Origin of the sequence: Cohnella sp., from assembly GCF_041641335.1 — a bacterium.
Taxonomy (GTDB): Bacteria; Bacillota; Bacilli; order Paenibacillales; family Paenibacillaceae; genus Cohnella.
Window position 1 is genome coordinate 1 of sequence record NZ_JBEPYQ010000143.1, and the last position, 12,797, is coordinate 12,797.

7 protein-coding genes and 1 pseudogene are annotated in these 12,797 nt (G+C 53.2%); 3 read left to right on the forward strand and 5 right to left on the reverse strand.

The window, feature by feature from the left end:
- Positions 1 to 375: 375 nt before the first annotated feature.
- Complete coding sequence (locus ACESLM_RS29070) at positions 376 to 3,708, forward strand: DUF5107 domain-containing protein (RefSeq protein ID WP_372637850.1); 3,333 nt, start codon at positions 376 to 378, stop codon at positions 3,706 to 3,708.
- 68 nt (positions 3,709 to 3,776) lie between these two features.
- Here the strand turns inward: ACESLM_RS29070 and ACESLM_RS29075 are convergent, their stop codons facing one another.
- Positions 3,777 to 4,646 (reverse strand): helix-turn-helix transcriptional regulator, encoded by an 870-nt coding sequence (locus ACESLM_RS29075; protein WP_372637853.1) that lies wholly within the window; start codon positions 4,644 to 4,646, stop codon positions 3,777 to 3,779.
- A gap of 181 nt (positions 4,647 to 4,827) precedes the next feature.
- On the opposite strand from ACESLM_RS29075, the gene ACESLM_RS29080 reads away from it, so the two are divergent.
- Complete coding sequence (locus tag ACESLM_RS29080) at positions 4,828 to 7,149, forward strand: glycoside hydrolase family 95 protein (RefSeq protein WP_372637856.1); 2,322 nt, start codon at positions 4,828 to 4,830, stop codon at positions 7,147 to 7,149.
- Between the two features lie 351 nt (positions 7,150 to 7,500).
- A complete protein-coding gene (locus ACESLM_RS29085; RefSeq protein WP_372637858.1) occupies positions 7,501 to 8,364 on the forward strand; it encodes a WG repeat-containing protein in 864 nt (287 codons plus the stop codon).
- 118 nt (positions 8,365 to 8,482) lie between these two features.
- Here the strand turns inward: ACESLM_RS29085 and ACESLM_RS29090 are convergent, their stop codons facing one another.
- The 4 genes and pseudogenes from ACESLM_RS29090 to ACESLM_RS29105 all read right to left on the reverse strand — a co-directional run bounded on the left by ACESLM_RS29090 (position 8,483) and on the right by ACESLM_RS29105 (position 12,559).
- The gene (locus ACESLM_RS29090) at positions 8,483 to 9,166 is read right to left on the reverse strand and encodes an endonuclease/exonuclease/phosphatase family protein (protein ID WP_372637861.1); all 684 of its coding nucleotides are present in this window, start codon (positions 9,164 to 9,166) and stop codon (positions 8,483 to 8,485) included.
- Positions 9,167 to 9,346: 180 nt separating this feature from the next.
- Positions 9,347 to 10,273, reverse strand: coding sequence for a phosphotransferase (locus ACESLM_RS29095; RefSeq protein WP_372637864.1), 927 nt, complete (start codon positions 10,271 to 10,273; stop codon positions 9,347 to 9,349).
- A 162-nt stretch (positions 10,274 to 10,435) separates the two neighbouring features.
- Positions 10,436 to 11,920, reverse strand: coding sequence for an amidase family protein (locus ACESLM_RS29100; RefSeq protein ID WP_372637867.1), 1,485 nt, complete (start codon positions 11,918 to 11,920; stop codon positions 10,436 to 10,438).
- 133 nt (positions 11,921 to 12,053) lie between these two features.
- A pseudogene (locus ACESLM_RS29105) lies at positions 12,054 to 12,559 on the reverse strand (GNAT family N-acetyltransferase).
- Positions 12,560 to 12,797: the final 238 nt, after the last annotated feature.

Consider the following 12,797-nt stretch of genomic DNA (forward strand, 5'->3'; position numbering starts at 1 on the left):
GATTTTTTGGCTTACTGCGAAGAGAGTGGTATGGAAAAATATGAGATCCAATCACAATATTGGATTATGGTTGATCCCTGTGTTGTCATGTGAGGTTTGATGCATGGATAGTGCAAAAAAGTGCCTCAACGTTAAGCGGCCGGGGCCGCGCATAGTACGAAGACAATATTCGGGTGGCGGCACGCGCGGTCCGCCGCTTTTTTCATGATTTTTTTCAGAAAATCGTTCATTTCAATCTGAGTATGATCGATATGTCAGGAGAGTTATGACTACAAAATCCGAATATCCTCCATCATAAACCGAATTCCGTCGATTGGCCTGCAAAGGTTTACGGCGTACATTAGAGATACAGATTCGATAAGGAGTGATATTTTCATGACCGTTACGATCAAGGAACGGCTGGTCGATATTCCGACCTACGGCATCGGGGAACCGGACCGCAATCCGATGTTTCTGGAGAAACGGGTGTATCAGGGAAGCTCGGGCAAAGTGTATCCGCATCCCGTCGTGGACAAGATCATGGACGACAAGCAGGCGCAGACGTACCGGATCGTCGTGCTTGAGAACGAATACGTGCGCATCGAAGTGATGCCGGAGCTTGGCGGACGCATCTACCGGGCGCTGGACAAGACGAACGATTACGACTTCGTCTATTACAATCAAGTGATCAAGCCGGCGCTGGTCGGGTTGGCCGGGCCGTGGATTTCCGGGGGCATCGAGTTCAACTGGCCGCAGCACCATCGGCCGAACACTTACGGTCCGGTAGAATACCGGTTGGCCGAAAACGACGACGGAAGCGCGACGGTATGGGTGAGCGAGATCGACCGCATGTACGGCACGAAGGTGACGACGGGCTTCACGCTGTATCCGGGCAAAGCTTATCTCGAGATCTCGGCGCAGCTGTACAACCGCACGTCGCTGCCCCAGACGTTCCTCTGGTGGGCCAACCCCGCCGTAGCTGTCAACGATCATACGCAATCGGTGTTTCCTCCCGACGTCACTGCCGTGTTCGACCACGGCAAGCGGGACGTTTCCCGTTTTCCGATCGCGACCGGCACTTATTACAAGCAGGACTACTCCGAGGGCGTCGATATATCGCGCTACCGCAACATTCCGGTCCCGACCTCTTATATGGCGTACAAGTCGGACTACAACTTCGTCGGCGGCTACGATCACGGCGTTCGTGCCGGGCTGCTGCACGTGGCGAATCACCATGTCTCTCCGGGGAAGAAGCAGTGGACGTGGGGCAACGGCGAATTCGGCCAGGCGTGGGACCGCAATCTGACCGACCAGGACGGACCGTACATCGAGCTGATGACCGGCGTCTACACGGATAACCAACCGGATTTCACCTGGCTCGCGCCTTACGAGGAGAAGTCGTTTAAGCAGTATTTCATGCCTTACAAGGAAATCGGGGTCGTGAAAAACGCGTCGATCGACGCGGCGGTCAACCTGGAGGTGGACGAAGCGACCCGGCAGGCGACGGTTATGGCTTACGCGACGAGCGTATTCGCGGACGCGGTTGTCGAGCTTCGCGGGCGCAAGCGCGTCTACTTGCTGGAGACCGTCGTGCTGTCGCCGACGTCGACATTCAAGTCGATTGTGCCGCTCGACGAAGAGGATCGGGCGCACGACTTGATCGTAGCCGTTCGCGATCGGGAAGGCCGCACGCTGATCTCGTACCGCCCGGCGAAGCCGTCGATCGAGCAAGTGCCGGAGGCCGCGAAGCCGCTGCCGGCTCCCGAGGAGCTGCGGACGAACGAGCAGCTGTACTTGGCGGGCCTGCATCTGGAGCAGTACCGGCATGCCACGTTCGAGCCGGAAGCCTATTATCTCGAAGGGCTGAAGCGCGATCCTTCGGACATCCGGATTAATGTCGCATACGGCACGCTGCTGCTGCGAAGAGGACTGTTCTCCGACGCAGAACAAGGCTTCCGCTCCGCGGTGAAGTCGCTGACGTGGCGCAATCCGAACCCTTACGACAGCGAAGCGCTGTATCAGCTCGGCTTGGCGCTGAAGCTGCAGGACCGCCTGGAGGAAGCGTTCGCGGCGTTCTACAAGGCGACCTGGTCGTCGGCTTGGCAGGACGCGGGCTATTTCTCGCTGGCGCGTATCGCCGCCGGACTCGGAAACCACGCGGAAGCGCTCGAATTGGTCGACCGCGGACTCGTGCGCAATTCGCACAACTACAAGGCCCGCCATCTGCGAGCTGCGCTTCTGCGGAAGCTGGGAAGGCTGGCCAAGGCGGTCGCCTACGCGGAAGAGACGATCGCTCTCGATACGCTCGATTTCGGATCGGCTTGGGAGCGCGGACTGGCACTGACCGCTCTCGGCGACAGCGCGCGGGCGGAAGATGCCGAGGCGGAATTGGCTCGGCTGATGAGGAACGATGCGCACAACTATATGAACCTGGCCGCGGATTATGCGGAAGCCGGCTTGTGCGCCGAGGCGATCGGCGTGCTGACGAAGCTGTTGCGCCTGTCCGGACCGGGGGCGTCGGCGTATCCGACGGTGCATTACGCGCTCGGCTACCTGTACGAGAGGGCCGGCGATTCCGCCAAAGCTGCCGAGCACCGCGCGGCGGGACGATCGGCGAAGCCGGATTACTGTTTCCCGAACACGCTGTTCGAGCTGTTGGCGCTGGAAAGTGCGATTCGCGCGGATGAGACGGACGGTTATGCCCACTATTATCTCGGAAACTGGCTGTACGACAAGCGGCGCCACCAAGAGGCCATCGCGAACTGGGAAGCGGCGGTTCGTTCGTCCTGCGCCGGCTTTGCCACCGTGCATCGGAATTTGGCTCTTGCTTACTACAATAAGCTGGGGGACGCCGAAGCGGCGCTGCGTTTGCTGGAGACGGCGTTCGCCTGCGATCCCGACGACGCCCGCGTGCTGTACGAGCTCGATCAGCTGTACAAGAAGCTCGGCCGTCCGGCTGCGGAGCGCGTGTTGAAGCTGGAGGAGAATGCCGAATTGGTCGGAAAACGGGACGACTTATATTTGGAACGCGTGGCGCTGCTGAACGCGCTCGGACGCCATGAAGAAGCCGCAGCGGCGCTTGCCGTCCGCAAATTCCATCCGTGGGAAGGCGGAGAAGGCAAAACGACCGGACAGCACGTCCTGTCTCGCGTCGAATGGGCCAAGCGCGAGATGGAGGACGGGCGCTTCGAGAAGGCGGCCGGCCTGTTGAGGGAAGCGCTCGTCTACCCGGAAAATCTGGGGGAAGGCAAGCTGTCCGGCGCGCAAGAGAACAATATCTACTATTACCTGGGCTGCGCCTACTTGGGAATGAACGAGCCGGAAGAAGCGCGCAAGCATTTCGCCGTCGCTTCCCAGGGGCTGGAGGAACCGACAAGCGCGATGTATTACAACGATCAACCGCCCGATATGATTTTCTACCAGGGCATGGCTTGGCAGAAGCTAGGCAACGACTCGGAGGCGCGCCGCCGCTTCAACAAGCTGATCGAATACGGGGAGAAGCATCTGTTCGACGACGTGAAATTCGACTACTTCGCCGTATCGCTTCCGGATTTCCTCGTATTCGAGGACGATCTCAACAAGCGCAATGAAATTCACTGCCGCTATATGATGGGATTGGGATGGATCGGGCTCGGCCGTTACGATCGGGCGAAGGAAGAACTGGACGCCGCCTTGGCGCTCGACCCGAACCATCAGGGCGCGGCTACACACCGTAAGCTGTGCGAATAATTCTGTCCTGACAACAAAACGCATCTATCTCCTTCGCTGTCTCCGGGAGATAGATGCATCTTCTATTTTCATCGATGTCGAGGTATGGGGCTCAGGCGAAATTGGCGGGGGCTTGTTCCGTAATAAGCGCTGAAATGGCGGCTGAACGGATGAATGGATGGGTAACCCAGCTTCTCGGCAATCGCCGTGATGCTGGCGTCGCTCTCCTGCAGCAGATGAGCCGCTCGCCGCATGAGCTGCTTGTGCTGGTACGCTTTGGGCGTGAGTCCGGTTTCGCGCAGGAACAGCTCGTGGAAATAGGTTCGCTTAAGTCCGCAGCTTTTCCACCAGTCGGCAACGGGCTCGCGCAGCTCGGGATGAGCGTCCAGCTTGGAGAGCAGACGGACGATGCGGTAATCGCTCGGCTGCCTCGTATGCAGCGCGTTGTGCCAGCTGAGCATCCAGGAATAGAACAGGCTGTTGATCGCTTCCGCGCGGTATAGACTCAGCTCGTCGAATTGCTTGGCGATCGTCTGGAACAGGTCGAACAACAGCGGGAACGGCTGCAGCGTTGATACGCTCGGCAGGGCGTCCAATTCGTCGCAGCGCAGCTCGGGCGTGCCGGTGTGGAGCTGGTATCTTTCCGGGTAACGGTAAAAGGTACGGTTCAGCGAACGAGGATTGTCTCGTTCCCAGAGATCGAAATACAGATTGTAGGAGGACAGCGGCTGGCGAGGGGAGATATGGAAAGCGTGGGGCTGCCCGGGACGCAGAAAAACAAGCGTCCGCTTGTGGATCGGATACCGCTTGCCGTCGACCTCCATTTCGCCCGGTCCTTCCGGAAACAGATGGATCGCGTAGACGTTGCACGTACGCAGCCCTTCGTTGGAACTCCCGTCGTACAAATATGGCATGTAATCTCCGACGTACGGGGTCATTTCCGTCAGCTTTTTGTTCATGTTCCGCCTCCCGCGCCTTACTTATCTGTCATTCATTTACCGGATTATTTGATCAATAGATGGATGCTTCGATAAATACATGTTCTAAGTATAATGATACGATGTATGCGACTTTATGAAAAGCCGATAGAGTCAAAATAGCGGATTATTTATACAATGAATACGAGGGGCGGAAACGACTATGAAGCTCATCTATGACAGTCCGGCGAGGCGATGGACGCAAGGACTTCCCATCGGCAACGGAAGCCTCGGGGCCGTCGTTCAGGCAGATGAGGGAGCGGAAATCTGGAGCGTAACGGAAACGACGTATTGGTCCGGTAAAAGCGAACGGACGCCAAGCCGATCCGGCGGCAAGCGCGACTTGGAGAGAATGCGGGAACGTTTCTTCGCGGACGATTACGAGGAAGGCGAACGGCTCGTATCGGAGCTGCTGCAGCCGGACAAAGGAAATTTCGGCACGAATATGCCGCTGTGCGAGGTTCGTCTTCGATTCGAGCGCGCGGGGGAGCGGATCTCCCGGGAGCTGGATCTCGAGGAAGCGATCGTTCGCGCCTCGTACGATGCGGACGGACGTCTCTGCGAGCGGGAAATGTTCGCGTCTCATCCGGACGGCGTTATCGTCTCCCGTATCCGCGCGGGTCAGAGCGGCGGATTATCGTTCGAACTGGATATCGTCGGCAGTACGGAGACGTTCTCCGTCTCCGCTGCAGACAGCGGAGACGCGCTTGTCTTCGCCGGCAAGGCGACCGAGAACATGCACAGCGACGGCCAATGCGGCGTCGAGGCTCGGGGAAGGGTGGGGCTTCGCCTTACGGGCGGTACGCTTCGTATCGAGACTGGACGATTGATCGTCCGGGATGCGGACGAAGCTTTAGTCATTCTGGCCGTATCGACGGATTACGGAAGATCGGGAGTCGATTGGGCGAACGAACCGGCGCAGCGAGTCGCGAAGGCGGCCAAGCTTGGGTTCGACGGGCTGCGGGAAGCTCATGTCTCGGACTATCGCCGACTGTACGGACGGGTATCGCTCCAGTTGGGTTCGTCCGATAGGGAGCTGCTGCCGCTCGATCGTCGTCTGGCGCTGCTGCGCGAAGGCGGAGCATCCGAAGATCCGCAGCTGTTCGCGCTGTTCTATCAATACGGACGCTACTTGACGATCGCCGGATCCCGGGAGGATTCGCGGCTGCCGATGCACCTGCAGGGCATTTGGAACGACGGAGAAGCGAACCGCATGGCCTGGAGCTGCGACTATCATTTGGACGTCAATACAGAGATGAATTACTATCCGATAGAGACGGCCAATTTGGCCGAATCTCACGAACCGCTGCTGGCGTTCCTGGAGAGGTTGGCCGAAGCCGGTAAGGCGGCAGCCAAAGATTTCTACGGCTGCGACGGCTGGGTGGCGCACGTATTTACGAATGCATGGGGCTTCGCGGCGCCGGGTTGGCATTATTCGTGGGGACTCAACGCAACCGGCGGACTCTGGCTGGCCATGCAGTTGATCGAGCGTTACGAATTCGGTCTCGACGACGCTTACTTGCGGGATCGCGCTTATCCCGTTCTGAAGGGAGCAGCCGAGTTTTACCTCGACTACATGACGGTGCATCCGAAGAACGGATATTTGGTGACCGGTCCTTCGAACTCGCCTGAGAACAGCTTTTACCCGGCTAGCGAACCGGAACAGTCCCGTACGATGTCGATGGGCTCGACGATGGATACGATGCTCGTTCGGAGGCTGTTCGACTTCTGCGCCGAAGCGGCGGAAAAGCTGGACGAGGACGCGGAACTTCGAGAACGTCTGCGCGTGGCGTTGGACAAGCTGCCGCCTCTTGCGGTCGGCCGTCTCGGCCAGCTGCAGGAATGGTTGGAAGACTACGGAGAGGCGCAGCCGGATCACCGTCATTTATCCCACCTGTATGGACTGTATCCCGGTCACGAGATTACGCCGGACGGCACGCCGGAGCTTGCGGCCGCGGTTCGCAAGACGCTGGATAACCGCCAGCGCGCATCGGGTCTCGAAGACGTGGAGTTCACGCTCGCGCTGTTCGCCGCCGGCCGCGCCCGTCTGATGGACGGCGACGAAGCTTGCAAGCAGCTCGCATACTTGGTCGGAGAGCTCTGCTTCGATAATCTGCTGACATTCTCGAAGCCGGGCATCGCCGGAGCGGAAACGTACATCTTCGTAGCCGACGGCAACTTCGGCGGCACGGCCGCGATCGGCGAAATGCTGCTGCAAAGCCATGCGGGAGACATTCACTTGCTGCCGGCGATTCCATACAGCTGGTCTGCCGGCAGCTTCTCGGGTCTGCGGGCAAGAGGCAATGTTGAAGTGTCCGCGGCATGGGAGAACGGCCGTTTAACGGAGGCTACCGTCTATGCGAAGTCTCCGATCAAGACGCGGCTGCGCTTTGGAAACCGGACGGTTCAGGTAGAGCTGGCTGCCGGGGAATGGCGGTCCTTCGATGGCCAATTGCTCTGCACGGGGTCCGGAGAGCGTCGTTAATTTTCCGGTCACGGGGACAGAGAACCTTTTCGCATAGAATAAAATAAAAAACCTCCCTTTATTTGGATTTCATAGCCGAATAGAGGGAGGTTCTCTCTTTTTTAGAGTATACTATAGAAGAAATGATCGAGATGGATCTATTATTTCTACAATTAAGGGGGTTAAATATTGCATATCCTCATTAGACAAGAAAAGAATGAAGATGCTAACGAAGTCTATCATTTAATACAACAAGCATTTGAAGATAGCGACTATTCGGACCATGACGAACATAATTTAGTAAACCGGCTAAGAAATTCGACACCGTAATCTATTTTATTGATTTCAATGAAATCATAGGAGTGATTTATTTTGCATGGGTATATCGACCTTGGGGGCAACCAGGTGATCCCGCCTATATACGATAATGCAACATCCTTTAGAAATGGTATAGCTGCTGTTAGACTTGATAATAAGACAAGATTCATCTCTTGTTCTGGTGAAACGGTTCTGGAAACGAACATTTTAAATGTAGGAAATTTTAATGATGGCCGTGCACTGTTCCAAACTAATGGTAAGTTTGGCTATCTAGACATGCAAGGAAACGTAGTTATTCCTCCTAGATTTGAATATGCCTACGACTTTTCAGAAGGATACGCCGCCGTAGCCGTATCTGAAGGCAGTGCAGGTGGAATAGCATTCATCGATGTTCATGGGGAATTTATCCACAAAAGGGTTTATGTTGATGCGATGCACTTCAGAGATGGTATTGTATCTGTTAAACACCACTCATCAGGTAAGTACGGATGTATCAACGCAACTGGCGAATATGTAATCGATCCGATATCTGATCGTTATATTTGCTTCTCTGAAGGGCTTGCTTCAATAGAAGTTAATGGTAAGATCGGTTATATTAATCACCAAGGTGAAATCGTGATAACACCGCGATTTGCTTATGCGAGTGATTTTCACAACGGATTTGCAATTATAATGAAGCGAAATAAATTCGGATACATAAATCAGGTTGGAGAAATCATTATAGACACCGTATTCAATGACGCCGAGGATTATTATGATCAGTTGGCCCCAGTCAAACTTGGAAAGACATGGGGTTATCTAAATCCAAAGGGTGAATTCGAAATTCAGAGGTTAGAATATTTTTCAGAAGGACTTAGCCTCGTAACAGTAAGAGAGAAAAGAAATAAGTATGCTGTCACAAAGCATAGTAACTTTTAATTAAGCTTAAGAACGGATCCGAAGCCCGTACAGGATTACATAATGATTATTATGTAACCCAATTAAATCTTATCACTTTTTCACAAAACCAGTATTTTATACATATGTCTTTAGGTTACTACCAGCGAATTTCTGCAATGACCGGATAATGATCCGAAGCGTCATAAGGAATAACCTTTGCTGTGGCCTGTTCTATCGACATGTTCACAAAGATGTGATCGATCTCCGTACCATTTTCCATTGTAGGCAAGTTGTTCTGAGGAGTTATTTTTTTCCATCGGGAGCTCAACCGTTTCATGAAAGAATCGTGCATCTCCATATTAAAGTCTCCGGCCAGGATCGTCGGTTGTTCTAGTTTCTCTAAAACGCTCCAAAGAACCGAGTTCTGTTTTATACGTTCGCTCATGTGTGCCCCCAGATGGGTATTGACTATTGTAACCACGCACTCATTAATTTGAAGTTTTACGATTAAGACACTCCTTCTCTCTTTAGACCCGCCAATATACTGAATATCTTTTGAAATTATCGGATAGTGACTTAAAATGGCGTTTCCATATTGAATCATGATAAGATTTATGCTTGGGGAGAAACAAGCGTGCATCCCGAGCTGTTTAGCCAGCTTTTTCAGTTGATCTCGAAATCCGCTTCGGGGCATGAAACGGTCCACCCCTTGCAATGCAACAACATCTGATTGGGTTTTAGTGATCACTTCCGCTATGCGTCTCAAACTGACTTTCCCATCTAAACCTTTTCCGTGCCGTATGTTGTAAGACATCACTTTTAGATTAATGAGGTTATCCATAGAATTCCCCTTCCGCCACGAAGTTGGTTGTTATAATGTTCGATAGCAACCTCAGCGATTTTCCGACAGATGCAGCAGTTTTATAAGTGTATCCGAACTGCGCGATCTGCATGCATGAATAGGCATGAACACGATAATTCGGGTATGGATTCCACCCATAGCTGCAACGAAATAATGAGCCTAATCCGACAGTGCCCGCATGATGTTGGATTTCGCCTCTGCCGCAATCGCTTCATTCCCGTCATCGACCGCTTGCATCAAGATCAGTACGGGGATGTATACCGCGATCAGCCGCGCCAGCAGCTTCGTTTCCTCGTCCACTCCTCCGTAAGTTTTGAAAAACACGCCGCGAGCGTAAGGTGGTAAAAAGCTGTAAGCAACGCTCAAATCGCAAGCCGGATGTCCTACGCTCAGATCGCCCCAATCAATGATGCCGGAAACGATCCCGTTCTCATTCACAAGCATATTTTTGAAATGAAGATCGCCATGTAGCAGTGCATTCACCGCCTCAACACGGTCCGTTTGCAGCCTGCTAATATAAGCTTCGATCACACCGGACTCCTCCGGCGACAAGTGTTCAACCACCTTCGATAGAAAGCCCTCCAATTTCACTTTGCGCGATGCTATGTCCGTCAAGCTTCGATGATCTTGCTGAACTCCGCACTTCAGCGCCGCCTGTACTGGAAACTCATGCAATCTCCGCAAAAATTTCGCCAGCGTCTCTGCCGATAAAGCGCGGCGTTCTTCCGTCAAACCGATGGGGAAATCTCCTGGCACGTAGGCATAGCCTAGAAATGGTGCCGGGTATTCGTCACTTGCTTCGCCGTAAAACAACGGTTTCGGATAGGGGATGGTCATATATGCCTCCAGCTTCGGCAGCAGTTTCCCTTCCATACGAATCGAGCCAACTGCAATCCCAACTGCAATCGTCCTTCTTGGAAACCGGAACACGTACTCGTCATCGATGAGAAAAACCGTATTGTCCCAGCCCCAGCCCACTCGCTTCACTTGCTTCGATGACAGCTGAGGGAATTGTCTGCCGATCAGCGTCCGTGCCTGCTCTTCGTTAACCTCCCACTCCGCATCCCATACATTTGTTCCTCCCATGAATTGTCTGCCTCCTCATTCCTTACTTTATTTAGACGTTTACATTCCCTAGAAGTTACGCATAACTGCCCGTTAGCGGAAACAGGCTTGCCGTTGCATGTCGGCAAGCCCGCTTTCGTTAAAGTATCGTTTCTGTTATTCCTCTAAGGACGGAATTCGAGACTAGACTGGATCAGTCGGCGCAAATCGATGTTTGCTCGCTTGTTCGTAGGCATAGGCTAGTCGGAAAAGCAAAGGCTCGCTGTAGGCGGTTCCGACGAATGTGATTCCCTGTGGCCCTTTGGTCGTATAGCCGCCTTCAGCGATGATTCCTGTCTCCGCGTACCCGCCCGGCACGGTAATGGCAGGATACCCCGCGCGCGCAGACAAATCGAGCCCTTCTTCGTTGCCTAGGAACAGCAACGCGTCCAACTGATACTCGCGGATAGCGTGGTCAATGCCTCGGTCTCGGGATATCTCACGGTTAAGGCGCAAACTCTCGGCATACACCGGTTCAGACAATGTGCCACTTGTTCCATTCGACCAGATCAGCGTGTCTTGCCCATACTTAAGCGCGACGTCGCGATTCGCTTCGTTAAAGGCGATGAGTTCATCTAATGTCCGAACGGAAGCGCCGGAACCTGCTTTGGCGAGATAATCGTTCAGCCCTTTTTTAAATTCGAACTGCATCACGTCCCAGTCCCACTTCGCACTCTCGCATGGCAATGATACCGGGTCGACGACGATTGACCCGCGTTCCTTGCACAAGGTGATCGCCCGCTCGATAATTGACGCCCTGGCTTCATCCAATCCTCGATAATAATGCCGCGGAACGCCAATTCTCGCGCCCTGCAAACCGTTCGAGTCTAAGAAATGCGTATAATCCGTATATGCTATTCGCCCATTCTCTTGCATGGCCGCATCTTCTGGATCCGCCGCAGTCATGGCGCCGAGCAAGATCGCAGCGTCCCTGACCGTACGCGTCATCGGACCGGCCGAATCTTGGCTATGCGTAATCGGGATGATGCCTCTACGACTGACGAGCCCAATAGTCGGCTTTAGGCCGACGAGGCTGTTTTGTGCGGACGGGCTGATGATTGAACCCGAAGTTTCTGTGCCAATGGCGGCGGTACACAGATTCGCGGCAACCGCCGCGCCGGAACCCGAACTTGAGCCACCCACGAACAACTCGCCGGGACCGTATGGATTAAGCGTCAGTCCACCCCTGGAGCTATACCCCGCCCACATTGTGCTCGACATGAAGTTCGCCCATTCCGTCATGTTTGCCTTGCCGAGGAGCACAGTTCCCGCAGCCCTTAATTGCGCTACCACGGCCGAATCCGTCAAAGCGAAATGTTCCGCAAGAGCGATAGAACCGGCACTAGTATGCATGCGGTCACCTGTATCAATATTGTCCTTGAGCAAGATCGGGATGCCGTGAAGAGGTCCGCGAGATCCGCGTTCCCACCGCTCCGCGTCAAGCGCCACCGCGATCGCGATCGCGTCCGGGTTGACTTCCAGCACCGCTTTCAGCTTCGGATTGAGCCGTTCGATCCGATCCAAATACCAGTGAACGCAATCCTCCGACGTTAACTCGCCTGATTCCATCGCCAACTGCAACGAAACGATGTCTGCTTCTATTAAACTATCATTTATCGCTCTGCCCATTTAGAGAGACTCTCCTTTTTGCAATGTTCTGGTTAAGATGTGTTCGGAGAACGGACCTTAGGTCCATCCGCGGGATGATGCGGCAACCTCATGAAGTTTGAACTGAGCTCTTGTTTCCCGTTCGATTAGCGAACTACATTATTTCCCTTGAGCTTTTACTCAGCATGTAATAATTGTACTTCTCGTTATATATCTCAATGATATTTTGAAATTCGAAACTGCATTTTTGTATTACTCTATTTGACGGTATATTGCGTAAAAGAGCAATTGCATTAAGCACCTCGACGTTCGTGTTCTCAAATAAATACTTGATCATCCCTTGAGCCGCTTGAGTAGTATACCCCTGACCTCTATGATCTTTAGATATTGCAAACATTATCTCTCGATTTGGAGGTGGCAATTCGTCCTTTATTCCAGTACAACACCAACCGATAAACTCCCCGGATTCTTTTAATATAATTCCCAATCGAAGACGGAGTTCACCGATGTTCCCGTTCAATCTTCCCGCTGCTCTTTAGATACGTTCCATCCTGGTAAGTATTCATTTATTTCAGATTGCCAGGTTAAAGCATGAAACCTGTCTAAATCAGCAATTATAAATTCTCTTAAAATAACATCTCTGCAATCAACGGTGAACACTTTTTCTTCCCCAACAGGATGGTATCATTTGTTGACTCCTTAAATATAGTTTAGGGACATACTCCTCTTTGTTTTTATTATAGAAGAATTCGACAGATTAAATGTTGTAAAGTCAGTAGCGTTGCATAAACACTGACATGACAAAGAGTCTGAATTGTCAGAAATTAAGCCTCTCCGGCCATGGGCTAAAAACTCATGGGGCCGCTAATCAGGCAGTCTTTGTCCATTTGGTATATAT

Bases quoted from the DNA above. Each gene is read 5' to 3' on its own strand.
- ACESLM_RS29095 (WP_372637864.1), bottom strand. From the start codon at position 10,273: ATGGGAGGAACAAATGTATGGGATGCGGAGTGGGAGGTTAACGAAGAG.
- ACESLM_RS29075 (WP_372637853.1), bottom strand. From the start codon at position 4,646: ATGAACAAAAAGCTGACGGAAATGACCCCGTACGTCGGAGATTACATG.
- ACESLM_RS29070 (WP_372637850.1), top strand. From the start codon at position 376: ATGACCGTTACGATCAAGGAACGGCTGGTCGATATTCCGACCTACGGC.
- ACESLM_RS29090 (WP_372637861.1), bottom strand. From the start codon at position 9,166: ATGGATAACCTCATTAATCTAAAAGTGATGTCTTACAACATACGGCAC.
- ACESLM_RS29100 (WP_372637867.1), bottom strand. From the start codon at position 11,920: ATGGGCAGAGCGATAAATGATAGTTTAATAGAAGCAGACATCGTTTCG.
- ACESLM_RS29080 (WP_372637856.1), top strand. From the start codon at position 4,828: ATGAAGCTCATCTATGACAGTCCGGCGAGGCGATGGACGCAAGGACTT.